The following is a 23,605-nucleotide window of genomic DNA, read 5'->3' as shown; positions in this document are numbered from 1 at the left end:
CGATCGGCGTGATCGGCAGACCGGTGTGCTTGTAGGTGTTCCACGCCGCCAGCCAGGATCTTCCGTCGCTGCGCGAGCTGCACCTCGAGCCGCCGTCCATCTTCGACACCGAGCTCGCCTCCCGGCTGCTCGGTCACGAGCGGGTCGGCCTCGCCGCGGTGGTCGAGGAGACCCTCGGGATCACGTTGAAGAAGGAGCACTCCGCCTCTGACTGGTCGACGCGGCCGCTTCCCGACTCCTGGCTCGACTATGCCGCGCTCGACGTGCTGCATCTGGTCGACGTGCGCGACGCGCTGGTCGCCGAGCTCGAGGAGCAGGGGAAGACCGAGTTCGCCGCCGAGGAGTTCGCGGCGACGCTGACCCGCCTGCCGAAGCCTCCGCGCGAGGACCCCTGGCGGCGGCTGAGCGGCCTGCATCAGGTTCGCGGATCGCGCAACCTCGCCGTCGCACGGTCGCTGTGGCAGGCGCGCGAGTCGTTCGCTCAGGATCAGGATGTCTCTCCCGGCCGTCTCGTGCCCGACCGGTCGCTCGTCGCCGCCGTGATGGCGAACCCGCAGTCGAAGCAGGCCCTCGCGGGCGTCAAGGAGTTCCAGGGGCGAGCGAGCCGCACGCAGCTGGACAGATGGTGGCAGGCCATCGTCGACGGCCGCGCCACCGAGGAGCTCCCCCGCGAGCGCGTCCCGAGCGACACCCTGCCCCCGCCTCGTGCCTGGTCCGACCGGAACCCTGAGGCGGATGCTCGACTCAAGGCCGCGCGCCCGGTGGTCGAGGCCGTGGCAGAGGGTTTGGGCATGCCGACCGAGAACCTGCTGACCCCGGAGTTCCTGCGCCGCGTCGCGTGGGATGTGCCCGGCGAGACCGCCGACGACATCGCATCGGCGCTCACGGCCCTCGGCGCACGCCCGTGGCAGGTTGAACAGACTGCACAGAAGATCGCCGATGCCTTTGTAGAGGCGGCGCAAACGCCCGACACGACGCCCGCACCCGCTTCGTAGGTTCGATCCAACCGATTCTTCCCGGTTTCTGCCGCTTCATAGACTGAGGCGACCGCACAAACTTGGAGGCAGAGTGGCCGAGATCTCGGACGTCTTCTTCGTCGATGGAGTGCGCACCCCCTTCGGGCGCGCCGGCGAAAAGGGCATGTACTGGAACACCCGCGCTGATGACCTCGCCGTGAAGGCGACCATCGGCCTCATGGAGCGCAACGCAGCCGTACCGGCCGACCGTATCGACGACGTCGCCATCGCCGCGACGAGCCAGACCGGCGACCAGGGACTCACGCTCGGCCGCTCGGTGGCGATCCTCGCCGGGCTTCCGCAGACCGTTCCCGGCCTCGCCGTCGAGCGCATGTGCGCCGGCGCCATGACCAGCGTCACCACCATGGGAGCCTCGATCGGCGTCGGCATGTACGACTTCGCCCTCGCCGGCGGCGTCGAGCACATGGGACACCACCCGATCGGCGCCAACGCCGACCCGAACCCCCGCTTCGTGGCCGAGAAGATGGTCGACCCGGGCGCGCTCAACATGGGCGTCACGGCCGAGCGCATCTTCGACCGCTTCCCGCATCTCACCAAGGAGCGCTCCGACCGCTTCGGCATGCTCAGCCAGCACAAGGTGCAGGCGGCCTACGACGCGGGCAAGATCCAGCCCGACCTGGTCTCCGTCGCCACCAAGGGCGCCGACGGCGCCTGGGGTCTCGCGACCGAAGACGAAGGACGTCGCCCGCAGACCACGATGGAGGATCTCGCCGCGCTGAAGACGCCGTTCCGTCCCCACGGCCGCGTCACCGCCGGCACCTCCTCTCCCTTGACCGACGGCGCGACGATGTCGCTGCTGGCCGGTGGCGGTGCGGTGAAGGAGTTCGGGCTCGCCCCCAAGATGCGGATGGTCTCGTTCGCCTTCGCCGGCGTGCAGCCCGAGATCATGGGCATCGGACCGATCCCCTCGACCGAGAAGGCCCTGAAGAAGGCCGGTCTCACCATCTCCGACATCGGGCTCTTCGAGTTGAACGAGGCCTTCGCCATCCAGGTGATCTCGCTGCTCGACCACTTCGGCATCGCCGATGACGACCCCCGCGTCAACCAGTGGGGCGGCGCGATCGCCCTCGGACACCCCCTTGCAGCATCCGGTGTTCGTCTCATGATCCAGCTCGCTGCGCAGTTCGCCGAGCGCCCCGACGTCCGCTACGGTCTGACCGCCATGTGCGTCGGCCTCGGCCAGGGCGGCTCGGTCATCTGGGAGAACCCGCACTTCGACGGAAAGAAGAAGAAGTAGTGAGCTACGACGACATCGACTTCTCCCCCATCCAGGCGCTCACCGAGGGCGAGGTCATCACGCAGTCGCCCGTGCGCGACGTCCGTCTCGCCTCCGGCAAGGTTCTGGCCCTGATCACGCTCGACAACGGACGCGACCACAACCGGCCGAACACGCTGGGCCCGGCGACCCTCACCCAGCTGGGAGAGACGCTCGACGCGCTCGCGGCTCGCGCCGCTGCGGGCGAGATCCAGGCCGTCGGCATCACCGGCAAGCAGTACATCCTCGCTGCCGGCGCCGACCTGTCGGACATCAGCAAGGTCGGCTCGCGCGACAACGCGCGGCTGATCGCGCAGCTCGGCCACAAGGTGCTCGGCAAGCTCGGCGAGCTGGGCGTGCCGTCGTTCGCGTTCGTGAACGGCCTCGCGCTCGGCGGCGGTCTCGAGATCGCGCTGAACTCGTCGTACCGCACGGTCGACGCGTCGGCCGCGGCGATCGCGCTGCCCGAGGTCTTCCTCGGCATCATCCCGGGCTGGGGCGGCGCGTACCTGCTGCCGAACCTGATCGGGATCGAGAACGCCCTCGAGGTCGTCATCTCGAACCCGCTGAAGCAGAACCGGATGCTGAAGCCGCAGCAGGCGTTCGACCTGGGGATCGTCGACGCGATCTTCCCGGCGGCGAACTACCTCGAGAACTCCCTCGCGTGGGCGGATGCCGTCCTCGGCGGCAAGAAGGTCGAGCGCAAGAACGAACCGGGCAAGATCGAGCGCCTCACCAAGTGGCCGATCGCCATCAAGATGGCCCGCGGCATGCTCGAGTCGAAGATCGGCACCGTCCCGAAGTCCCCGTACGCGGCCCTCGACCTGCTCGACAAGGCGAAGAGCGGCACGAAGGCAGAGGGCTTCGCCCGCGAAGACGAAGCACTCGCCGAGCTCGTCACGGGCGACCAGTTCGCGGCGTCCATGTACGCGTTCGACCTCGTCCAGAAGCGTGCGAAGCGACCGGTCGGGGCTCCCGACAAAGAGCTCGCGAAGAAGGTCACCAAGGTCGGCATCATCGGCGCCGGTCTCATGGCCAGCCAGTTCGCGCTGCTGTTCGTGCGCAAGCTGCAGGTGCCGGTGCTCATCACCGACCTCGACCAGGCGCGCGTCGACAAGGGCGTCGCCTACATCCACGACGAGATCGGCAAGCTCGAAGCCAAGGGCCGCCTGGACTCCGACTCCGCGAACAAGCTCCGCGCCCTCGTGACGGGGACGACCGACAAGAGCCTCTACGCGGACTGCGACTTCGTGATCGAAGCCGTGTTCGAGGAGGTCGGCGTCAAGCAGCAGGTGTTCGGCGAGATCGAGAAGATCATCGCCGAGGACGCGATCCTGGCGACGAACACGTCGTCGCTCTCCGTCGAGGAGATCGGTTCGAAGCTCGCCCACCCGGAGCGTCTCGTCGGCTTCCACTTCTTCAACCCGGTGGCGGTCATGCCGCTCATCGAGATCGTGAAGACCCCGGCCACCGCCGATGCCGCTCTCTCGACCGCCTTCGTCGTCGCGAAGAACCTGGGGAAGAACGCGGTACTGACCGCCGACGCTCCCGGTTTCGTGGTGAACCGCCTGCTGGCCAAGGTGATGGGCGAGGCGGCACGCGCCGTCTACGAGGGCATCCCGATCGCCGATGTCGAGAAGGCCTTCGGTCCGCTCGGTCTGCCGATGGGTCCGTTCCAGCTGATCGACCTGGTCGGCTGGAAGGTGGCCGCGCACGTGCAGGACACCATGGTGCATGCGTTCCCCGACCGCTTCTACGCGAATGAGAACTTCCACGCTCTCGCCGCGCTCGACGCGGTCGTGGAGAAGGACAAGGGCGGCCGCGTCACCGGCTGGACGAAGCAGGCCGAGAAGCTGCTCAAGCCGGCTGTCGGCAAGACGCCGGCATCCGCCGCCACGATCCTGCAGCGTGTGCAGGACGGACTCGCCACCGAGATCAAGCTGATGCTCGACGAGGGCGTGGTCCCCGAGGTCGAGGACATCGATCTCTGCCTCATCCTGGGCGCAGGCTGGCCCTTCATCGACGGCGGCGCATCGCCGTACCTCGACCGCGAAGGCGCGTCGGAACGGGCCTTCGGCGGATCGTTCCACACCCCGCAGATCCGAGGCATCGAGAGCCGCTGAGCTTCTGCTCGAAGAGGACGGGGGTCGCGCGGTGAGCGTGGCCCCCGTTCCGTCTCAGCGAGCGGGCACCATCACGGTCAGCGATGCCGCACGCACCGCGATCGTGCACTCCCCCGTCGCGACACGCTCTCCGTCGGCGTAGACGACCAGATCGGGTTCAGACACGCTCACGGTGCGGGCGCGGCGATACGTCACCTCAGGGAGCGTCAGGTGGCTTCCCCGGAGCAGCCTCGGGAAGACCCTCAGGAGCCGCAGCCGTCCGAGCGCCCGCACCTGGACGACGTCGAGCAGTCCATCGTCGGGTTCCGCGCCGACGCAGATGGGCATGCCGCCGCCGTAGCTGGCGGTGTTGCCGACCGCGATGAGGGTTCCGGGAGCGTCTCGCTCTGGCTCCCCGTCGAGAGAGAGGCGGAAGGCCATCGGACGCAGACGCACGAGCTCGATGACCAGCGCGAGATAGTAGCGCAGGCGTCCGCGGGGCCAGCGCAGCCGATCCGTGCGATCGGTGACCTTCGCATCGAAGCCCAGAGCGGCGATGGTGAGGAACGGGCGAACCGCTCCGCCACTGTGCACCTCTCCGACGTCCACGACACGAGGACGGCCGTTCAGGGCGAGCATCGCCGCCTGTCCGGGATCATCGAGGGGAAGGCCGAGAGCGCGCGCGAAGTCGTTGCCCGTCCCCGCCGCGACGAACACGATGGGCACGGAGGCCCCCGTGGCGACCTTCAGGATGCCCGAGAGCGTGCCGTCGCCGCCGATCACCACCAACGCCGTCGGCGCTTCCTCCAGGGCGAGCACAGCCAGCCTCGCGGTGTCGTCCGCCGATGCTCCTGAATACGCCCGGACGTCGGCGCCCGCAGCCCGCAGCCGCTCGATGGCGGCGTCGGACGCGTGGGCGGCACGTCCCTTTCCTGCGGAAGGATTGGTCAGCACGGCGATGTGCGCACTCACGTCGGTGTCTCCGGTCGGTCACGATGATCGGTCGCGCTCTTCGCTCCCGTAATCAGTATCCCGCGTCATCGCCGGCGCGCGGCACGGACGCGCGAACGACGCCCCCGGTAACCGGCCACGAAATCCCGGTGAACATCCGGTGCGAGAGGCTGCCCGAGAGCGGCATCCGCTCAGCGGGGGATGCAGAGTAGGACCATGGACGCGATCTTCAGCATGTTCAGCAGCGGTGGCGCGATGGGTGGACTGGTCAAGACGGGGACCGCGGTGCTCACGACCCTGCTCGTCGTGCCTGCCATGCTCAAGCTGTTCATCGTCACCGTCGACGAGGGCTGGGCGGCGATCCGCACCCGGAACGGCAAGCCGATCATCCGCAGGGAACGACTGGGCAAGGCGGGCACCCCCGGTGTCGGCGAAGTCGTCGTGCTCACCCCCGGTTCACACGGAGCGTTCCCGTTGTTCTACTGGTACAAGCTCATCGACGTGCGCTGCCGGGCGACCGACCTGCCGGCGCGGCACCTCACCGCAGCATCCGGGCACCAGCATCTGGTGCATGCGTCGTTCGAATGGCGCCCCGTGGTCTCCGGACGTGACCTGCGTGTCTTCGAGCTCGACGTCGTGAATGTCACCGAGCGGGCGGCGAACATCATCTCTGCGGCGCTGCGCGATGTGGTCCGTTCCCTCGAAGGCGCGGACCTCCCCCGCAACGACGACCTCAGCACGCAGGTCAGGGAAGCCTGCACCGACAAGGTCCTTGCCGCCTGCGGCGTCGAGGTCGTCAACGTCCTCATCACCGGCGATGCGCTCACCGACGGCTACCTCCTGTCGCAGGCGATCCGCGGTGCGGACAACTCCCCGGAGGTCGTCGCAGCCCTCCATGCCCTGAACTGAGGGCGCGGGCTCAGCGCCGCTCGTGCAGCGGCAGGTCGATCGCCGCCGTGTCGCCGCTCTGACGAGCCACGGGGATGCGGGTTCCGAGCACCTGGGAGACGATGTCCTGCGCGATCTTGGAGGCGGTGAGTCCCGCGTCCGCGAGGATCTCGTCACGCGTGGCATGGTCGATGAACTCGTCGGGCAGACCCAGCTCATCCACGGCGGTGTCGATGCCGGCCTCGCGCAGCACCTGACGCACCCGAGTGCCGATGCCGCCCACGCGGATGCCGTCCTCGAGGGTGATCACCAGACGGTGACGAGCCGCGAGGCTCACGACCGAGGGCTGCACGGGGATGGCCCAGCGCGGGTCGATCACCGTCGCACCGATCCCCTGCGCGCGGAGCCTGTCGGCCACGTCCATCGCCAGGGCCGCGAACGGTCCGATCGCGACGATCAGCACGTCCTCGGACTCGCCGCGAGCGAGCACGTCGACGCCGTCCTCCAGCCGCTCGATCGCCGGCAGGTCCGCCGAGACCGCCCCCTTGGGGAAGCGGATCACGGTGGGCGCGTCGTCGACTTCGACGGCCTCGTCCAGGGCCTCGGTGAGCCGCGCCCCGTCACGGGGCGCGGCGATGCGGATGTGCGGCACGATCTGCAGCATCGCCAGGTCCCACATCCCGTGATGGCTCGGGCCGTCGGGTCCGGTCACTCCGGCGCGATCGAGCACGAACGTGACTCCCGCGTGATGCAGGGCGACGTCCATCAGCACCTGGTCGAAAGCGCGGCCCATGAAGGTGGCGTAGAGCGCGACGACGGGATGCAGACCGCCGAAGGCGAGGCCGGCCGCTGAGGCGACCGCGTGCTGCTCAGCGATGCCAACGTCGTAGACGCGGTCGGGGAATCGCTCGGCGAACGGGGCGAGCCCGGTAGGACGCAGCATCGCCGCCGTCATCGCGATCACGTCGCTCCGGCGCTCGCCGACAGCGACGAGCGAGTCGGAGAACACATCCGTCCAGCCACGACCGCCTGCGGAGAGCTCCTCGCCGGTGACCGGATCTATGCGTCCGACGGCATGGAACTGATCTGCTTCGTCATCACGGGCCGGCTGGTAGCCGCGGCCCTTCTCGGTGATCGCGTGCACGATGACCGGAGCACCGTAGGACTTCGCGAGTTCGAGGGTCTCGAGGAGGGCGGGCAGGTCATGTCCGTCCACCGGGCCGAGGTACTTGATGTCGAGATTGGAATACAGCGCTTCATTGTTGGTGAAGCGCGACAGGAAACCGTGGGTACCGCCGCGGACACCGCGGAAGACGGCACGTCCGACCGGCCCGAACGTGCGGAACAGGCGATCCGACTTGTGGTGCAGCTCCTTGTACGCGGCCGCCGTGCGCACCCGGTTCAGATACCGGGACATGCCGCCGATCGTCGGGGCGTAGGAGCGACCGTTGTCGTTCACCACGATGACGAGATTGCGATCGTTGTCGTCGGAGATGTTGTTCAGCGCCTCCCACGTCATTCCGCCCGTGAGCGAGCCGTCGCCGACGACGGCGACGACGTGGCGGTCCGCCCGTCCGGTCGCCGTCAGCGCGCGCGACACTCCGTCGGCCCAGCTGAGAGAGCTCGACGCATGCGACGACTCGACCACGTCGTGCGGGCTCTCACTGCGCTGCGGGTACCCGGCGAGACCGCCGCGCAGGCGGAGGCGGGAGAAGTCCTGGCGGCCGGTCAGCAGCTTGTGCACATAGGACTGGTGTCCGGTGTCGAAGATGAACGGGTCATCCGGTGACGAGAACACGCGGTGGAGAGCGATCGTCAGCTCGACGACGCCGAGGTTGGGGCCGAGATGGCCGCCGGTGCGGGACACGTTCTCCACGAGGAACTCGCGCACCTCCGCGGCGAGCTCCACCAGCTGCTCGGTGGACAGCGCGTCCAGATCACGGGGTCCTGAGATGCTCGGAAGAATGGGCATCTGCACCTCCTCACAGGCTCCGCCAGAGGCGTCCGACGAGGGCCGGACGTCTCATCGATCCTACCGCGCTCCCCCGGGAAAGCTCGGAGAGCGAACGGGGCTTGACACGAGGAAGGGGCTCGGATCAGGTGATCCGAGCCCCTTCCGTCGAGCGATCAGACGAGCGAGCGCAGCACGTACTGCAGGATGCCGCCGTTGCGGTAGTAGTCCGCCTCACCGGGGGTGTCGATGCGGACGACCGCGTCGAACTCCACGGCCTGCTTGCCCTCGGGCGAGTGCTCGCTGGGGGTGGCGGTGACGCGCACGGTTTTGGGCGTGACGCCGTTGTTCAGCTCCTCCAGGCCCGTGATCGAGACGATCTCGGTGCCGTCGAGGCCGAGCGACTCCCAGCTCTCCCCGGCGGGGAACTGCAGAGGCACGACACCCATGCCGATGAGGTTCGAGCGGTGGATGCGCTCGAAGCTCTCGGTGATGACCGCCTTGACGCCCAGCAGGCTCGTGCCCTTGGCCGCCCAGTCGCGCGACGAGCCGGAGCCGTACTCCTTGCCGCCGAAGATGACGAGCGGAGTGCCCTGCTCCTGGTAGTTCATGCTCGCGTCGTAGATGTACGACTGCGGGCCGCCCGGCTGCGTGAAGTCGCGGGTGAAGCCACCCTCGACGACCTGACCGTCGTTGACGGCCGCGACCATCGCGTTCTTCAGGCGGATGTTAGCGAACGTGCCGCGGATCATGACCTCGTGGTTGCCGCGGCGCGAGCCGAAGGAGTTGAAGTCCTTGCGGTCGACGCCGTGCGCGGTGAGGTACTCGGCCGCGGGCGTGCCGGTCTTGATGTTGCCGGCGGGCGAGATGTGGTCGGTGGTGACCGAATCGCCGAGCGTCGCCATCACGCGCGCGCCCTGGATGTCGCTGACCGGGGTCAGCTCCATCGTCATGCCGTCGAAGTACGGCGCCTTGCGCACGTAGGTGGAGTTCTCATCCCACTGGAAGATTGCGTCATCCGGGGTGGGGAGGCTCCGCCAGCGCTCGTCGCCGTCGAAGACCGTCGCGTACTGCTTGATGAACTGCTCGCGCGAGATCGAGGAGTCGACGAGCTCCTGCACCTCGGCCGGGGTGGGCCAGATGTCCTTCAGGAAGACGTCTTCGCCGTCGGTGCCCTTGCCGAGAGCATCGTTCTCGAAGTCGAAGTGCATCGACCCGGCCAGCGCGTAGGCGATGACCAGCGGCGGGCTGGCGAGGTAGTTCATCTTGACGTCGGGGCTGATGCGGCCCTCGAAGTTGCGGTTGCCGGAGAGCACCGCGGTGACGGCCAGATCGTGGTCGTTGATGGCCGCGGAGACCTCTTCGATCAGCGGACCGGAGTTGCCGATGCAGATCGTGCAGCCGTAGCCGACGGTGTAGAAGCCGAGCCCCTCGAGGTCCTTGTCGAGACCGGACTTCTCGTAGTAGTCGGTGACGACCTTGGAACCCGGGCCGAGCGTCGTCTTGACCCACGGCTTCTGCTTGAGGCCCTTCTCGAGCGCCTTGCGTGCGACGAGTCCGGCGGCGATCATGACCGACGGGTTCGAGGTGTTGGTGCACGAGGTGATCGCGGCCAGGGTGACGGCGCCGTTGTCGAGGATGTACTTCTCCCCCGACGGGGTGGTGACCGGCACGGGCTTCGACGCGTTCGCCGGAGCACCGCTGTTGATGTGCACGGGCCGCGTGGTGGTCGGCTCCTCTTCACCGGGGACCGAACCGGGGTCGGATGCCGGGAAGGAGTGCTTCGACTCGAGATCGACGACAGAGTCCGAGGTCGATGCCGATGCGTAGGACAGGATGTCCTGCTCGAACTGCGCCTTCGCGTCGGAGAGGAGGATGCGGTCCTGCGGGCGCTTCGGGCCGGCGATCGACGGCACCACGGTGCCGAGGTCGAGCTCGAGGTACTCGCTGAAGGTGGGCTCGTGCGCCGCGTCGTGCCAGAGCGTCTGCTCCTTGGCGTACGCCTCGACCAGGGCCACGGCCTCTTCGCTGCGGCCGGTGAGGCGCAGGTACTCGAGGGTCACGTCATCGATGGGGAAGATCGCCGCCGTCGAGCCGAACTCGGGGCTCATGTTGCCGATCGTGGCACGATTGGCGAGCGGCACGGATGCCACGCCCTCGCCGTAGAACTCGACGAACTTGCCGACGACGCCGTGCTTGCGCAGCAGGTCGGTGATCGTGAGCACGACGTCGGTCGCGGTCACGCCGGCAGGGATCTCGCCGCTGAGCTTGAAGCCGACGACGCGCGGGATGAGCATCGACACGGGCTGGCCGAGCATCGCGGCCTCGGCCTCGATGCCGCCGACGCCCCAGCCGAGCACGCCGAGGCCGTTGACCATGGTGGTGTGCGAGTCGGTGCCGACGCAGGTGTCGGGGTAGGCGCGCAGGACGCCGTCGACGTCGCGGTCGTAGATCACCTTCGCCAGGTGCTCGATGTTCACCTGGTGGACGATGCCGGTTCCGGGCGGGACGACCTTGAAGTCGCTGAACGCCGTCTGGCCCCAGCGGAGGAACTGGTACCGCTCGCCGTTGCGCTCGTACTCGATCTCGACGTTGCGCTCGAGAGCGTTCTCAGAGCCGAAGAGGTCGGCGATGACGGAGTGGTCGATCACCATCTCGGCGGGAGAGAGCGGGTTGATCTTGTTCGCGTCGCCGCCGAGCGCCGTGACGGCCTCGCGCATGGTGGCGAGGTCGACGATGCAGGGAACACCGGTGAAGTCCTGCATGACCACGCGGGCCGGCGTGAACTGGATCTCGGTGTTCGGCTCCGCGGCGGCATCCCAGGAGCCGAGGGCCTCGATCTGCGCCTTCGTCACGTTCGCGCCGTCCTCGGTGCGGAGCAGGTTCTCCAGGAGGACCTTGAGACTGAAGGGGAGCTTCTCGAAACCGGGCACCGTGTCGATGCGGAAGATCTCGTAGTCGGTGCTGCCGACCGTCAGGGTGCTCTTGGCACCGAAGCTGTTCACCGTGGACACGAATCCGTCTCCTTCTATTCGGATGGGAGCGACAGGCGCCTCCATCTTGCTCGCCGGCGAGCCCCTGCGGCTAGCAAGGCGGACCTAACCAGTCTGCTCCGCGCAGGTCGCCGGCGAAAGCCTGCAATTTATCTTGATGTCAAGATAAATCTATCATGCCTCGACGGGTTCGTCATTCTCCGGGACACGCGGATACAGTGCCCGCACGACGAGCCAGGTGACAGCGATCAGCGGTGCGAACAACGGCAGGCCCATGATGAGCTTGAGGGTGCCGAGGGCGGCGGTCTGCTCGGTCAGGTAGAGCGGAAGCTGGACGGCGAGGCGCGCGAAGAACAGCGCGGACCAGGCGATGCCGAGCCAGAAGAAGGTGCGGCGCTTGCGGCGGTCACGGCGCCACGCCGTGCCCTCCCCCATCAGGAATCCCGCGGCGATGCCGATCAGCGACCACCCGATCAGCGCGGAGACGAGGATCACGGTACCGTAGGCGGCGTTCGTGATGAGACCGGGGACGAAGTTGTCCTGCGGCCGACCTGTCCAGAGCGCCAGCCCGGCAGCGGCAGCCGCGGCGACGAGCCCGCCGATGGCTGCGGACGGCGGCGACTTCTGCAGAAGACGCACGATCGTGAACACGGCGGCGAGACCGACGGACACGCCCAGCGCGAGGATCAGGGGCTCCGGTCGGATCGTGAAGATGATCACGAAGGCGACGCTGGGGAGCACCGACTCGAGGATCCCGCGCCATCCGCCGATCGCGGACCACACGACCTTCTGCGTGCTCGAGCCCTGGGCGGGATCGAGGCCCGCACGGCGTGCGGCGCCGCCCAATGCCGCGCCGAGGATGTCCGACGCGCTCTGTTCGCGCTCGGCTCCGGGTTCGGGAGTGCTCACGCCGATCCCGGTGTCGCCGGCATCTTCAGGGGGATCAGGTCGCGCGGAGGCATCGGAGCGCCCCCCCGGACGACCACGATGGAGCGGAACAGGTCCTCGACCTTCGCGGCGGCGTCGGGATCGGACGCACCCGCCCCGCCGATGACGCCGCGGAGGAACCACCGAGGACCGTCGATGCCGATGAACCGGGCGAGCCGGAGACCGGAGCCTTCGTTCGCCGTCGCGGGCACCTCGGCCAGCAGCTCCTTGCCGAGCGCACCGTCGCGCTCCTCGACGCGGCCGCCCTGCGCCTTGACCTGGTCGCGCAGCTGCACACGGGTCTCATCCCAGAGACCGCCGGAGCGCGGCGCGGCGAACGGCTGGACCTGCAGCGAGGAATCCGCGTAGTCGAGGCCGACGGCGACGATGCGCTTCGACTGCTCCTCCACCTCGAGGCGGAGATTGAGCCCCTCGCGGGGCAGGATCTTGATGCCGCCGAGGTCGATGTAGGGCCGAACCGGGTTGGCCTCGGAGTCGTCGAACGGTCCCACGGTGGCGCGGTCGTCGGGTGCCGACTTCGAGGGGGTCGCGTTGTTGTCAGTCATGTGCCTGTCCTGCTTCGTTCTTCTGGAGCCCTGCCTGGTATCCGGTGGAACCGAATCCGCCGTCGCCGCGGACGCTGTCGGGCAGCTCGTCGACCGGGATGAACGTGGCGCGTGTCACGGGCATGACGATCAGCTGCGCGATGCGATCTCCGACGGCGACATCGTACGCGCTGCGGATGTCGGTGTTGATCAGGCTCACCTTGATCTCGCCGCGGTATCCGGCATCCACCGTTCCGGGAGAGTTCACGATGGAGATGCCGTGCTTCGCTGCGAGGCCGCTGCGCGGAACGACGAAGGCGGCATAGCCGTCGGGGAGTGCGATGCGCACACCGGTCGCGACGAGAGCGCGCTCTCCGGGTTCGAGACGGACGGCCTCCGCGGCCACCAGGTCGGCGCCGGCGTCGCCCGGGTGAGCGTATCCCGGGACCACAGCGGCGATAATGGGGACATCAACGGAATCGGTCACCCCATGAGGCTAATGCAGAACACCGCCACAGACGCACGTCCGCGCTACCGCGAACGGCTCGCTCCCAGCCTCCGGCTGCTCGTGACCGTCGCGCTCGCCGGCCCCATGGTCTCGCTCATCTTCGTGCCGGTCGGCTCGACCGTCGCGCTGATCGTCGGTGCCGCCGTCTCCGCCCTGCTCGTCGTCGCCTTCATCGCCGCCACCCCGGTGGTCTCGGTCGACGGGACGGTGCTGCGCGCCGGGCGCGCCCACATCGACGTCCGACACCTCGGGGACCCGGTCGCCCTCACGGGCGACGAGGCGCGTCAGGCGCGCGGTCCCGGACTGCCGGCACGCGGCTGGCACCTGATCCGCGGCGGCATCGACGGCATCGTCGTCGTGCCGAACACCGACCAGGACGACCCGATCGAGGCCTGGACCATCTCGAGCCGCACGCCGGACCGCCTCGCCGCCGCCATCCGCGCCGCGCGCTGACGAACGGCCCCGGGTACGACAGCGCGCCCCTGATCGGGATGATCGGGGGCGCGTGAGACGTCGCTCAGAGGACTGCTTACGCAGCGCACTCCTTGCAGATGGGCCCGGATGCGCCCTCGTGGTCGAGCTGTGAACGGTGCTTCACGAGGAAGCAGTTCATACACGTGAACTCGTCCTGCTGCGCGGGCAGCACGACGACGTCGAGCTCGAGGTCGGAGAGGTCGGCACCGGGCAGGTCGAAGCTCGACGGGTTGTCGGAATCCTCGTCCCCGCTTGAGCCGGAGGATTTGTCCGGCACACGCTCCTTGAGGGCTTCGATCGACTCGGAGTCGTCTTCACTCTTTCGGGGAGCGTCGTAATCGGTTGCCATGCGGTAGATCTCCACTTTCATGGTGCGAGTGGGTGGTGCGCCGTCGGGTAATCGGCGGCCATAGTTTGCACGACCCGAACGCAATAAGCAAATGCCGGTCCGTGCGACATACCAAACTCACGGCACGCCCAGGGTATTCCCGGTCGCGACGGCGGTCGCGTGGCACCATGAACGCACACCCATCAGAGGGGCATTCGCATGGAAAACGTCACCATCGTCGGCACAGAGGCAGGAGTGCTCGTACTCGCCACCGAGTCGGGCGAGCGGTTCGCGCTGCCCATCGACGACGTGCTGCAGCGCGAGATCCGTCGCGCCACCCGCCAGGCAGAACCCGCAGGTCATCGACTCGCCGCGAGTCCTCGCGACATCCAGGCCCAGATCCGCGCCGGACTGACGGCGATCGAGGTGTCCGAGCTCCTCGGCATCAGCGTCGACGACGTCGTCCGCTTCGAGGGTCCTGTCCTCGCGGAGCGCGAGCACATCATCGGTCAGGCGCTCGCCGTGCCGGTGCTGATCGGCAGCGAGGTCGAGCCCGACGCGCAGCCCACGTTCGGCGCCGCCGTGCGCGACAAGCTCGCCGAGGTCGCCGCCTCCGGAGAGCGATGGGTCAGCTGGAAAGAGGAATCCGGCTGGGTCGTCAAGCTCGAATTCACCGCGAACGACGTCGACCACGATGCGCGCTGGAGCTTCGACCCCCGCCGCAGCGCCCTGTCGCCGCTGAACGCCGACGCCACGCAGCTCTCCCGCCAGGGTTCGCTCCCCGAGGGACTCATCCCCCGTCTGCGCGCCGTGGACCCGGAGCGCACCGCGTCGCCGTACAAGGACGACAGCCGTTTCGACTCCGGCGCGTTCGGACCGCGCCTTCTCCCGCACCCGGATGGCGCCGTCGACGAGCCTTCCCTGCCGGAACGCTCGAACGCCGCGGCACAGGATGCCGCCATCAACCGGGCACCGGAATCCGCGAAGACGAACCCGGAGACCGCTGACCTGCTCGAAGCGCTGCGCCGCCGCCGGGGTCAGCGCGAGACCGCCCCGCTGATCGACGACGTCGACGTGGACGAGCAGGTCGATCAGAGTCCCATCGCCCTGTTCGATGCCTTCGACCAGCCGGAGGAAGAGCCGGAGTCGACGAAGACGACCCCGCCGTCATCGTCAGCGGACACGGCCGACGGCGGTGGACGCCGTCGGCGGCGGAATGCGATGCCGTCCTGGGACGAGATCGTCTTCGGCGCCCGTACCGACGAGTAGTCCTCGGCGAGATGGCCCGGGCCCGCCTCAGCGTGCGAACGCGCCGAGCCTGATCAGGGGAACCTGACGCTCCTCGGGCGTGAGAGCGCCGTGCTGTCCGACCATCCCCCGTCCGCGCTGATCGGCGGCCGTGCCGTCGTAGAGGGCCGCCGAGCCCCGCGCCACAGCCAGAAGGTCGCCGATCCGGGATGACGCGGCAGCGGTCACGGTCGGGCCGAAGAGCCCGTGAGGGATCGCCTCCTCGCGAGTGACCACGTCGGCCACGCCCTCGAGGTCGGTGCGCCAGCGCGCGGTCACCGCGGCGGCATCGGCATCCGGTTCCAGGTACACATGCAGCATCCGCGGCTCACCGCCGACGTGGCGGACGCCGGCGAGATGCTCCTCCTCGAGCACGACCTGCCGGTTCGACGGCACGTCCACCATCCCGTGGTCGGACGTGACGAGGACACCCACGCCGGGAGGGACGCGCACGGCGAGGGCGGCGTCGATGTCTTCCAGCGCGGTCACCCATTCCGGCGAATCGATGCCGTGGCGGTGGCCGGCCTTGTCGACTTCGGGCAGATAGCAGTACACGAGGGCACCCGGATGCCGCTGCGCGAGGTCATAGGCGGTCGCCACGCGGTCGGCCGGCGTCGTCGCCGCGACGAACTCCGCGCCGCGCAGCGTCGCCTTCGTGAACCCGCTCCGAGCGTAGGCGGCGACGCCCACGGCGAAGCTCTCGTGGCCCTCCGCAGCAGCGCGTTCGAAGATCGTCGCCGACGGCTGCCAGGTGAGCGGATCGATCCCGTCGGTCTCCCAGCCGCTCAGTTGATTGACCAGCACGTCTCGGGACGGATCGAGCACGCGATATCCGACCAGACCATGCTCGCCGGGCCACACCCCGGTGACGATGCTCGTGAGCGCGGCCGCCGTCGTCGACGGGAAGACGGAGTGCGCGACGTCGCGTTTGGCCATGCCGGACGTCAGCGCACGGGCGTGGCCCGCGTGCGCCCTCAGACTGATCGCGCCGAGCCCGTCGATCACGACGAGCACCGCCGACTCCGCACGCGGCAGCGCCTCGGATCCGCCGCGGAGAGCGGCGAACAGGTCGCCCGCCACCCCGACGACGCTCCGGGCACTGGGCGACTCGGACGGTAGCATGAGGGACATCCGAGCCAGTCTGACACAGGCTCCTTCACGCCCCCAGGAAGTCCATGCCGAAAACCCCGCCGCCCGAGCCCGTCGAGGAACGCATCCAGGACATCGACCTCTCCAGTGAGATGCAGGGCTCGTTCCTCGAATACGCGTACTCGGTCATCTACTCGCGCGCCCTGCCCGACGCGCGCGACGGCCTGAAGCCGGTGCAGCGCCGCATCCTCTACCAGATGGCGGAGATGGGCCTGCGGCCCGAACGCGGGCACGTGAAGAGCGCCCGCGTGGTCGGCGAGGTCATGGGAAAGCTGCATCCCCACGGCGACACCGCGATCTACGACGCGCTCGTGCGTCTCGCGCAGGAGTGGGCGCTGCGGGTGCCCCTGATCGACGGCCACGGCAACTTCGGCTCCCTCGACGACGGCCCTGCTGCCGCCCGCTACACCGAGGCGCGCCTCGCCGCGCCGGCGATGGCCCTGACCGAGAACCTCGATGAGGACGTCGTCGACTTCATCCCGAACTACGACGGCCAGTTCCAGCAGCCCGCGGTGCTGCCCGCCGCCTTCCCGAACCTCCTGGTCAACGGAGCGAGCGGCATCGCCGTCGGCATGGCGACGAACATGGCGCCCCACAACCTCATCGAGGTCGTGGCCGCGGCGACGCACCTGCTCGAGAACCCGGATGCCACGACGGAAGAGCTCATGGAGTTCGTCCCCGGTCCGGACTTCCCGTCCGGCGGCATCCTCATGGGCCTCGACGGCGTCAAGGACGCCTACATGAACGGACGCGGCGCCCTCAAGGTGCGCGGCAAGGTCTCGGTCGAACCCCTCGGTCCGCGGCGCACCGGCATCATCGTCTCCGAACTGCCGTACATGGTCGGGCCGGAGCGCCTCATCGAGAAGATCCGCGATGCGGTCCAGTCGAAGAAGCTGCAGGGCATCAGCGACGTCACCGATCTCACCGACCGCAACCACGGTCTGCGCGTGGCGATCGGCATCAAGACCGGCTTCGACCCGAACGCCGTCCTCGAGCAGCTGTACCGGCTGACCCCGCTGGAGGACTCCTTCAGCATCAACAACGTCGCCCTCGTCGACGGGCAGCCGCGCACCCTCGGCCTCAAGGAGATGCTGAGCGTCTACGTGGGCCACCGCCTCGAGGTCATCACCCGACGCAGCCGGTATCGCCTGGCTCGCCGCGAGGAGCGTCTGCACCTCGTCGAGGGCCTGCTCATCGCGATCCTCGACATCGACGAGGTCATCCAGGTGATCCGCTCGTCCGACGACTCCGAGCAGGCGCGCACGCGCCTGCGCTCGGTGTTCGACCTCAGCGAGCTGCAGGCGGAGTACATCCTCGAGCTGCGCCTGCGCCGGCTGACCAAGTTCTCCCGCATCGAGCTCGAGGCCGAGCGCGACTCGCTGCTCGCGGAGATCGCCTCCCTCCGGGAACTGCTCGAGAGCCCCGCGCTGCTGCGCGCGGTCGTGGCGCAGGAGCTCGACGCCGCCGCCGATGCGTACGGCACCCCGCGACGGACGCTGCTGATGAACGCCGCTCCTCCGAAGCCACGCGCCACGAAGGGTGCCGTCGATCTGCAGATCGCCGACGCCCCGACCCTGCTCGTGCTCTCGACCACCGGGCGCGCCGTGCGCATCGACGCCGTCGACGGACAGGAGCTCAGCGTCCCGGCCCGTCGGAGCAAGCACGACGCGATCCTCACCACGGTGGAGACGACCGTGCGCGCCGAGCTCGGTGCACTCACCAGCGCCGGCCGCGTCATGCGCTTCTCCCCCGTCGACCTGCCCTCCGTGCCGTCGTCGTCCGTGCAGCTCGCCGCGGGGACACCGCTCCGCGACTACCTCGGCCTCCTGTCCAAGAATGAGCGGATCATCGGGTTCGTGCGCTTCGACAGCGAGACCCCGATCGCGCTCGGCACGGCTCAGGGCACGGTCAAGCGGATCGTCCCGGCGACCCTCCCGGTCCGACCCGAGCTCGAGGTCATCGGCATGAAGCCCGGCGACACGGTCGTCGGCGCGGCCGAGGCACCCGACGATGCCGAGCTCGTGTTCGTGACGACCGATGCCCAGCTGCTGCACTTCGCCGCGTCCGCCGTCCGTCCGCAGGGCGCACCGGCCGGCGGCATGGCCGGAGTCAAGCTCTCCGCCGGTGCTTCCGTGCTCTTCTTCGGCGTTGTCGCCTCGGGAGCGGATGCCGTGGTCGCCACGGTCTCCGGCGGCGACAGCATCCTTCCCGGCACTGATCCGGGAAGGGCGAAGGTCTCCGCGTTCACGGAGTATCCGGCGAAGGGCCGTGCGACCGGCGGTGTGCGGGCGCATTCGTTCCTGAAGGGCGAGGACCGGCTCACCGTCGCCTGGGTGGGACCGAGTCCCGCGCAGGCGGTCGACCCGACCGGCGCCGTGCGCAAGCTGCCGGAACCCGGCGCACGCCGCGACGCCTCCGGTCAGCCGATCGACGGCGTCATCGGCAGCATCGGCCGCACGATCGTCTGACGTCGCTCGCCGAACGACTGCCGGTCAGAGCCGCAGCGCGAGGACGTTGGCGGTGAGGCCGGCGGCCGTTCCGCAGAGGATCACCGTGTCTCCCTGGCCGATGCGCCCGGCCTCCAGGGCGCGCGTGAGCATGAACGGCACCGACGCCGAGACCATGTTGCCGAACGCCGCGACCTCGTCGACCCGGCGGTCCGGCGGGATGCCGAGGCGGTCGAGCATCGGACCGAGAGCGGCCGAGGCCTGGTGCGGCACCCACAGGGCGACGTCGTCGTAGGCGATTCCGCTCCGCTCGTGGAAGCGTTCGAAGAATCCGGGGAGCACCCGCATCATCCCCAAGAGGGCGCGTCGCCCGTTCATGTCGAAGAGGTAGTCGGCGGGGTCGGCATCCGCATAGCGCTGCGCCGGCGACCGTGAGAGTCCGCCGCGGATCTCGGTGTCGTGCGCGTAGGCGGGCCAGGTCTGCTGGGCACTGGCGATCACGCCGCGCGACGGATCGTCGGAGCGTCGGAGCACGACCGCGACGGCGGCATCGCTGAACAGCTCGTAGCTCTCGCGCTGCGCCGGGTTCAGGAACCTCGTCCCGACGTCGCCGGCGAACACCAGGATCGTGTCGTGATCGCCGGAATCGAGGTAGCGCGACGCGATGTCGACCGCGGTGATGAAGCTCGTACAGGTCGAGTTCACGTCGAACGCCGCCGCGTGTCCTTCGAGGGTAAGTCGCTCGAGGACGAGTGCCGCGGTGCACGGGATCGGCTGCACACCCGCTGCCGATGCCCCGAGCACGAGATCGACGTCGTCGATGCCGATTCCCGCGTGGGCGAGGGCCCGTTCGCAGGCGCTCGCGAGCATGTCGAGGTGCGACGTGTCCTCCGCGATGCGGTAGCGCACCTCCTCGCCGAAGCGCACCGTCTGCTCAGGCAGCGCACTCCCCCACCCGACGATCTCACAGCTCCTCATCGGCATCCCCCCTCCAGGTCCGCGCCACGCGACGCAGCTTCACCGATGCGTCCGGCGCGTACGGTACGAAGACGATCTCGGGCCGCTCGCCGCCCATGCGGTCGGCGAGGGCGTGGATCTCGCGGGTCACGCTGCCCGTCGTCCGATCATCGAGCACGTCCAGGGCGATCTCGAGCAGCGACGCGTCGGTCTGCACGATGCGGTACTCGTCGAAGCCCTCCGCGTACAGCAGCGCCCTCGCGACGAGGTCGGCGAAGACCGGCACGCGGCGGCCGTCCTGCCCGCGGAAGAGCAGGGTGTCGCCTTCCCGGCCCTCGATGCGCTCGACGGCTGCCAGGGCGCTCCCGCACGGGCAGAGCCCGCTCCGGGTGCGCAGCACGTCTCCGAGGCGGTACCGCACGATCGGCTGCGCGCGGCGGCGGAGGTCGGTGATGACCGGGGTGAACCGCTCGTCGTCGAGCTGCTCGCGCTCGAAGAGGATGTCGTCCTCGTTCAGGTGGATCACGCCGTGCGGGCAGGTGTGCGCGAGAAACCCCTCGGTGCACTGGTACAGCTGATGCAGCCTCTCCTGTCGCAGTGACGAGGCGATCTGCTTCTCGTCGGCGACCTCGAGGACCTCGGCGACCGCGTAGACCTTCTGCGGAACGGTCGTGAAGCGACCGGCGTCGGCGGCGCGGGCGATCATCCGCAGGACGGACGGCGGTGCGACCAGGATGGTGGGCGCGTAGTCCGCGAGCCGGCGGATGTTCTCCTCCATGGCGGCGTACACGTCGAAGTACGAGAACGACACCGCCTTCGAGCCGACCGACTCGTAGAGGCTGTTGTCGGCGCGGAGGAACAGCGCGATGCGATGCCCGGTCAGCCGTCCGCGCGGCAATGTCCGGGCGAGGACCGTGCCCACCCACGCATCGCGCTCGCGCGGGCTGACGACGAAGAGGCCGCGGTGCCCGCTGGTGCCGCTGGAGAGGCCGACGGAGTTGCCCCCGAGGTCTGCGTCGAACTCGCGCGACCGCTCGTTGGCGATCGCCAGCTCCAGGGCCTCATCCCGCCGCACGCCGACCGTGTTGATCTCGTCGAAGCGGCTCATCATCAGGCTCTTGTCCATGAGCGGCAGTTCGGCGAACGTGCGCGTGGCGAGCAGATCGCGGAAATAGGGCGAACGTCGACGCAGGAAACCGAGTTGCCTGCGGAGGAGCCGCGCCTGACGCCGTTCGACCGCCCGGCGCGTACGGAGACGCCGCGTCCACCGCACGGCGGCGAACTCTCTGAGGATCCGCAGGGCCGACATCAGTCCAGCAACTCCCGTGCTCCGAGGGGATCGTGGCTGAACACGAGGCGGATGCCGGCGGCGGCGAGGTTCTGCAGGAGCGCGGCCGAGCGCCGATACGCGGCGGCGTCGTGCTGCACCGCGCGCGGGAGAGCACGGAGATCGTCGGTCGCGCCGAGCAGGTCGCCTCCCCACGCGGCGTCCCCGGCGAGCAGCATTCGGCCCTCCACCAGCGCCCCGACGTGACCTTCGGCGTGACCGGGAAGGTCGATGAGGAGGTACGAGCCGTCGCCCAGCAGGTCGGCGGCCCAGACGGACACGCCGGAGACGTCGATGTCGCGGAAGGCATCGTCGGCGAGCACGAGCTTCGACGCCTCGTCCCACCAGCTGGGCAGCAGCCCGGTGAAGATGCCGGCCCGCAGGCGCGGAGCCGCGAGCGAGCGCTGCTGTCCCGCCGTCAGCACGAACGTCGCACCAGGGAACCCGGAGACTCCGCCGATGTGATCGGGGTGCAGGTGCGACAGCACCACGTGGGTGATCGACGCCGGGTCGATGCCGTCGTCGGCGAGCTGACGGGCGATGTCGTCGGCGGGCGCCACGGTCGGAGGCAGCAGGCGACGATAGAGCACGCCGCGCCAGCCGATGTTCCACTCGCCCGTCGCATAGCCGGTGTCGAAGAGCACGCGCGTGCCGTCCCCCCGATCGAAGAGGAAGACTCCGGACGGGAACTCGCGCGTCTCGTGGGCGCCGCCGCGGAACATCGCCGAGAGGTCGTGCGCGGTGCGCCCGCACACGTAGTGACGCAAGCGCCCGCTCACGCGTGCGCCCTCTGATCGGCGGCCGCACGCGCGAGCGCCTCGTCGAGAGAGACGAGCGGCGCGTATCCGAGCTCCGCCTTCGCGCGGGTCAGATCGAGGGTCTGGGAGTAGGCGATGGTACTCAGGGTGTAACGCGTCAGAGGGGGCTCCGGCCGCCCGGGAACGACCCGGAAGACACCCTCCAGCACGGACGCGAGCACCCACGCGGCGCGCCTGTTCATCGGTCGCATCCGCGGCGTCTCCCCCACGAGTTCGAGCAGAGTCGTGAGCAGTTCGCGGAACGGGCGCGGATCGTCGTTGCTGATGTTGTAGACACCGCCCGCGGCATCGCCGGCATCGAGCGCGAGCCGCAGCGCCGTCGCCACGTTCTCGACCGCCGTGACATCGATGAGGTTCCGGCCGCCGTCGAACAGAGGGATCCCCACCCGGCGGTGCACGTCGAGCAGCCGCGGGACGAGACTCGGATCACCCGCACCGATCAGTCCGCGAGGTCTCAGGATCACGAGCTCGGGAAAGGCACCCGCACGTCGGGCATCCTGCAGGAGCGCTTCGGCGGCGATCTTCGAGCGGATGTACCCGTTGAGCCGGTTGTCGGTGTCGACCTCGTCCTCGCGGATGCGCAGTCGATCGCGCGGGGCCGCGTAGACACTGGGCGAGGAGACGTGCACGATCCGACGCACGCGGTTGCGCTGCGCGAACGCCACGACGTGGGCCGTGCCGTCGACGTTCGCCTCGACGAAAGCGCGCCACGGGCCCCAGGGTGTCGAGAGCGCCGCGCAGTGGATGACCGCGTCGACCGGCAGGTCCGTGCGGGCGAGAGACTCCAGGTCGCCGAGGAGCCGGTGCTCCGCATCGACGACGGCATCGAGGGCGGTAGCGCGGCGTCCCGCGGCGAAGACCTCGACCCCGTGGGCCTGCAGATCGCGCACCACATGGCCGCCGAGGAACCCGCTCGCCCCCGTCACCAGCACACGGGCTCCGGACATGCTCTTCACCCTAGCGGCCCTAGTCTGAGGGGGTGCGCATCGCCATGGTCACCGACTATTACCTGCCGACGCTCGGCGGCGTGCAGACCGTGATCAAGGCGCACAGGGAAGAGCTCGAGCGGCATGGGCACGAGGTGCTGGTGTTCGCTCCGCTCGCCGTGCCGAGCGCGGATCCCGCCGTCGTGCGGCTGCCCACCGCGCGCGGCTTCGCCCCCGACGGCTATCCGTTCACCTGGAGCCCGTCCGCGGCATCCGCCTTCCTCCGGACGGAGCTGCGTGATCGCCGGGTCGACATCGTGCACGTGCACACCGAGATGTTCGCAGCCCTCGCAGGATTCGAGGCGGCACATGCGCTCGGCATCCCGATCGTGCAGACGATGCACGGCCGGATCGACGTCTACACGCGATCAGTCCTGCCGCTGCCGAGCGTGACGACGGCTCTGCTGGCCGCGCTCCATCGCCGGCGGATGAGCCACGCACGGGCACGGGTCGACTCCGCCTCGCCTTACACGCGCACACCGACGGCCCGCCGGATGTGGCGTCTCATGGTGAGTCAGGCGAATCATGCCGACCAGGTCATCGTCCCCTCTGCGCACTTCGCCGCCAAGCTGCTCGCGCAGGGCGTGGAGACGCCGATCACCGTGCTGTCGAACGGTCTCGAGCAGTCCAGCGAGTCAACTATTCAGAATAGGCGCTCCCAACATCGGAACATCT

General features: G+C 69.1%; 20 protein-coding genes. 8 read left to right on the top strand and 12 right to left on the bottom strand.

What is annotated here, in order from left to right; translation table 11 throughout:
* The first annotated feature begins 35 nt into the window (after positions 1–35).
* From DW306_RS09560 to DW306_RS09550, 3 genes are all read left to right on the top strand, one after another.
* Positions 36–995: an HRDC domain-containing protein gene (locus DW306_RS09560; RefSeq protein WP_240747140.1), complete on the top strand. Its 960-nt coding sequence runs from the start codon at positions 36–38 to the stop codon at positions 993–995.
* A 73-nt stretch (positions 996–1,068) separates the two neighbouring features.
* Complete coding sequence (locus DW306_RS09555; RefSeq protein WP_136055370.1) at positions 1,069–2,274, top strand: thiolase family protein; 1,206 nt, start codon at positions 1,069–1,071, stop codon at positions 2,272–2,274.
* Positions 2,274–4,415, top strand: coding sequence for a 3-hydroxyacyl-CoA dehydrogenase NAD-binding domain-containing protein (locus DW306_RS09550; RefSeq protein WP_240747139.1), 2,142 nt, complete (start codon positions 2,274–2,276; stop codon positions 4,413–4,415). The genes DW306_RS09555 and DW306_RS09550 overlap by 1 nt, the downstream gene beginning before the upstream one ends.
* Positions 4,416–4,469: 54 nt before the next feature.
* Here the strand turns inward: DW306_RS09550 and DW306_RS09545 are convergent, their stop codons facing one another.
* Complete coding sequence (locus tag DW306_RS09545; protein ID WP_136055369.1) at positions 4,470–5,366, bottom strand: YegS/Rv2252/BmrU family lipid kinase; 897 nt, start codon at positions 5,364–5,366, stop codon at positions 4,470–4,472.
* A gap of 195 nt (positions 5,367–5,561) precedes the next feature.
* On the opposite strand from DW306_RS09545, the gene DW306_RS09540 reads away from it, so the two are divergent.
* A complete protein-coding gene (locus DW306_RS09540) occupies positions 5,562–6,254 on the top strand; it encodes an SPFH domain-containing protein (protein ID WP_136055368.1) in 693 nt (230 codons plus the stop codon).
* A gap of 10 nt (positions 6,255–6,264) precedes the next feature.
* On the opposite strand, the gene dxs is transcribed toward DW306_RS09540, so the two are convergent.
* From dxs to dut, 5 genes are all read right to left on the bottom strand, one after another.
* Positions 6,265–8,205, bottom strand: coding sequence for a 1-deoxy-D-xylulose-5-phosphate synthase (gene dxs / locus DW306_RS09535; RefSeq protein WP_136055367.1), 1,941 nt, complete (start codon positions 8,203–8,205; stop codon positions 6,265–6,267).
* 155 nt (positions 8,206–8,360) lie between these two features.
* Positions 8,361–11,198, bottom strand: coding sequence for an aconitate hydratase (locus DW306_RS09530; RefSeq protein ID WP_136055366.1), 2,838 nt, complete (start codon positions 11,196–11,198; stop codon positions 8,361–8,363).
* A gap of 153 nt (positions 11,199–11,351) precedes the next feature.
* Positions 11,352–12,086, bottom strand: coding sequence for a DUF3159 domain-containing protein (locus DW306_RS09525; protein ID WP_136055365.1), 735 nt, complete (start codon positions 12,084–12,086; stop codon positions 11,352–11,354).
* Positions 12,083–12,670: a DUF3710 domain-containing protein gene (locus DW306_RS09520; RefSeq protein WP_136055364.1), complete on the bottom strand. Its 588-nt coding sequence runs from the start codon at positions 12,668–12,670 to the stop codon at positions 12,083–12,085. Before DW306_RS09520 ends, DW306_RS09525 begins: the two co-directional genes overlap by 4 nt.
* On the bottom strand, positions 12,663–13,136 hold the full coding sequence (dut, locus tag DW306_RS09515) for a dUTP diphosphatase (RefSeq protein ID WP_168429274.1): 474 nt from the start codon (positions 13,134–13,136) through the stop codon (positions 12,663–12,665). The genes DW306_RS09520 and dut overlap by 8 nt, the downstream gene beginning before the upstream one ends.
* A gap of 12 nt (positions 13,137–13,148) precedes the next feature.
* Between dut and DW306_RS09510 the strand changes: the two genes are divergently transcribed.
* Positions 13,149–13,610 carry a DUF3093 domain-containing protein gene (locus DW306_RS09510; RefSeq protein WP_136055363.1) on the top strand — a complete coding sequence of 154 codons (462 nt, stop codon included), beginning with the start codon at positions 13,149–13,151 and terminating at the stop codon, positions 13,608–13,610.
* Positions 13,611–13,686: 76 nt separating this feature from the next.
* Here DW306_RS09510 and DW306_RS09505 read toward each other — a convergent pair whose 3' ends face one another.
* A complete protein-coding gene (locus DW306_RS09505) occupies positions 13,687–13,980 on the bottom strand; it encodes a DUF4193 domain-containing protein (RefSeq protein ID WP_136055362.1) in 294 nt (97 codons plus the stop codon).
* Between the two features lie 198 nt (positions 13,981–14,178).
* Here DW306_RS09505 and sepH point away from each other — a divergent pair, with 198 nt between their 5' ends.
* Entirely contained in the window at positions 14,179–15,228 is a 1,050-nt protein-coding gene (sepH, locus tag DW306_RS09500; RefSeq protein WP_136055361.1) for a septation protein SepH, read from the top strand.
* Between the two features lie 27 nt (positions 15,229–15,255).
* Here the strand turns inward: sepH and DW306_RS09495 are convergent, their stop codons facing one another.
* The gene (locus DW306_RS09495) at positions 15,256–16,377 is read right to left on the bottom strand and encodes a nucleotide pyrophosphatase/phosphodiesterase family protein (RefSeq protein WP_136055360.1); all 1,122 of its coding nucleotides are present in this window, start codon (positions 16,375–16,377) and stop codon (positions 15,256–15,258) included.
* Positions 16,378–16,421: 44 nt separating this feature from the next.
* On the opposite strand from DW306_RS09495, the gene DW306_RS09490 reads away from it, so the two are divergent.
* The gene (locus DW306_RS09490; RefSeq protein ID WP_136055359.1) at positions 16,422–18,863 is read left to right on the top strand and encodes a DNA topoisomerase IV subunit A; all 2,442 of its coding nucleotides are present in this window, start codon (positions 16,422–16,424) and stop codon (positions 18,861–18,863) included.
* 24 nt (positions 18,864–18,887) lie between these two features.
* Here the strand turns inward: DW306_RS09490 and DW306_RS09485 are convergent, their stop codons facing one another.
* The 4 genes from DW306_RS09485 to DW306_RS09470 are packed head-to-tail and all read right to left on the bottom strand — an operon-like array spanning position 18,888 to position 22,891.
* Positions 18,888–19,820, bottom strand: coding sequence for a 3-oxoacyl-[acyl-carrier-protein] synthase III C-terminal domain-containing protein (locus DW306_RS09485; RefSeq protein WP_136055358.1), 933 nt, complete (start codon positions 19,818–19,820; stop codon positions 18,888–18,890).
* Positions 19,807–21,108, bottom strand: coding sequence for a F390 synthetase-related protein (locus tag DW306_RS09480; RefSeq protein ID WP_136055357.1), 1,302 nt, complete (start codon positions 21,106–21,108; stop codon positions 19,807–19,809). The genes DW306_RS09485 and DW306_RS09480 overlap by 14 nt, the downstream gene beginning before the upstream one ends.
* The gene (locus DW306_RS09475; RefSeq protein WP_136055356.1) at positions 21,108–21,905 is read right to left on the bottom strand and encodes an MBL fold metallo-hydrolase; all 798 of its coding nucleotides are present in this window, start codon (positions 21,903–21,905) and stop codon (positions 21,108–21,110) included. The genes DW306_RS09480 and DW306_RS09475 overlap by 1 nt, the downstream gene beginning before the upstream one ends.
* Positions 21,902–22,891 carry an NAD(P)-dependent oxidoreductase gene (locus DW306_RS09470; protein ID WP_136055355.1) on the bottom strand — a complete coding sequence of 330 codons (990 nt, stop codon included), beginning with the start codon at positions 22,889–22,891 and terminating at the stop codon, positions 21,902–21,904. The genes DW306_RS09475 and DW306_RS09470 overlap by 4 nt, the downstream gene beginning before the upstream one ends.
* 32 nt (positions 22,892–22,923) lie before the next feature.
* Here DW306_RS09470 and DW306_RS09465 point away from each other — a divergent pair.
* On the top strand, positions 22,924–23,605 hold a 682-nt coding region (locus tag DW306_RS09465; RefSeq protein ID WP_136055354.1), incomplete at its 3' end, for a glycosyltransferase.

The organism is Microbacterium sp. K24 (assembly GCF_004794465.1).
Taxonomy (GTDB): domain Bacteria; phylum Actinomycetota; class Actinomycetes; order Actinomycetales; family Microbacteriaceae; genus Microbacterium.
Note: the sequence above shows the minus strand (reverse complement) of the source record. Positions and strands in the feature narration are given on the sequence as shown.